Origin of the sequence: Thiohalocapsa sp. (assembly GCF_019695415.1) — a bacterium.
GTDB lineage: Bacteria > Pseudomonadota > Gammaproteobacteria > Chromatiales > Chromatiaceae > Thiohalocapsa.
In genome coordinates this window covers 1-1632 of record NZ_JAIFKJ010000008.1, presented here as the reverse complement: position 1 = coordinate 1632, position 1632 = coordinate 1, and the positions used below count along the sequence as shown (strand labels likewise).

Sequence of the window (1632 nt, the reverse complement as noted above, 5' to 3'; positions counted from 1 at the left end):
TCACGGGGGGGGGCACGGGGCCACAACCGGGCGGGGCGCTCACCGGGGGGGGGCTCGGGCGTGTGGTGCGGGCGATCAAGAACCAGCGCTGGGGGCCGGACTGGTTGTGGCGGCGAAACGTGGCCTGCGTGGCGCTGATGTCCCGGGCTGGCCTCCGCATCGGAGAGGCCTTGGCCCTGGACCGCGACGATGTGACCCTCAATGAAACCTCGGGGTGGGTCATGATACGTCAGGGGAAAGGATTGAAGGAACGGCGCGTGCCCTTGTCGAACCGGGCGCGAGCGGCCCTCGTGGATTACCTGGAGGTGCGACCAGAGCAGGTGGACACGCCAGCCCTATTCCTCACCAAGAACTGGAACCGGCTCAGCAAGCGACCGGTACAGCGGATGGTCAAGAGCGCCGCCGGTCGGGCCGGGATTGAGCGGAAGACGACCTGTCACGTGCTCCGTCATACTTTCGCCACGCGCTTCCTGGAGAAGGGCGGGGACTTGGCCACGCTGCGCGATATCCTGGGGCACGCGAATCTATCGACCACCTCGCGTTATTTGCACTCGAACGCCCGGAAGATGCAGCAGATGGTGGAGGATCTGTGATGGAGGGTAGATGGCTGGAGAGTTACTTTTTAACTCTTGTGCTTGCAATGCCTGGGCGTATTCTTTCTCCATCCAGTTCGATCAGTGGCAAGCCAGCCTCAAGGCCAGTGGCTGGCCCTTCCTATGGACAAAGCCTATTCGTACACCTTTTCCTCACTCCGATCCGCTTCCGGCGCGTCCAATTCCACGTCCCGACCGCCCATCCCGCCGGATAGCACTTGCTCATAATACTCGTGCTGGATGATCAGATCCATCACTTCGTTGGTCCCGGTCCAGATCATGATCAGTCTCGTGTCGCGCAACAGTCGCTCAATAGGGTAAACATCAGTGTAGCCGATACCACCGAGGATCTGCATTGCGTGATTAACCACCTGCCAGGCGGCCTCGGTGGCGAACTTCTTCGCCTCGGAGACCAACCGGCGGGAGCGACCAGGCTCATCGCCGTCGTCCACGCTACGGGCCGCGCCGTAGACCAGCCCACGAGCGGCATCCAGCTGGGTGATCGAGTCGGCCACCTTGAAGCTGACCCCCTCGAAGCAACGGATCTTCCTCCCAAAGGCATGCCGCTTGTCGGAGTAGCGAGCCGCTACTTCCAACGCTGCTCGCCCCATACCGATGGCCCCGGCGGCGCTGGTCATCCGCTCTGGAATCATCATCCGATAGAATATCTCATCCGCACCGTTCTCGCGCCCGATCAGATTCTCGGCGGGCACACGTGCATCGCGAAAGATGAGACGCCCTGTGCCGCCACCTCGGGTGCCCAGAAGTCCGTACAAGTACTCCACCTCAACCCCGTCTCCTCGCTCCAGGATGAAGGCGCTGACGCCCGCGCGAGATGACGCTGCCGGATCGGTGCGGGCGTAAACCAGAAAGAAAGCCGCCTCGGCCGCGCCGACGATGAACCGCTTCTGACCACGCAGGATGTAATAATCACCCTCCCACTGTGCCTCGGTGGTGGTGCCGAAGAAGTCCGATCCACCGCGCGGCTCTGTGAGCGCTTCGGCGGCGATCTTCTCGCCGCTCAGAAGCGGTGTCAGCC

The 1632-nt window shown here is 62.6% G+C and carries 2 protein-coding genes; one reads left to right on the top strand and one right to left on the bottom strand.

Features of this window, described 5'->3' with window-relative positions; genetic code table 11:
• Window positions 1–593: tyrosine-type recombinase/integrase (locus I6U14_RS00105; RefSeq protein ID WP_296895858.1), on the top strand; the 593-nt coding region annotated here is incomplete at its 5' end.
• A 134-nt stretch (window positions 594–727) separates the two neighbouring features.
• Here the strand turns inward: I6U14_RS00105 and I6U14_RS00100 are convergent.
• The coding region (locus I6U14_RS00100; protein ID WP_296895857.1) for an acyl-CoA dehydrogenase at window positions 728–1632 on the bottom strand (905 nt) is incomplete at its 5' end.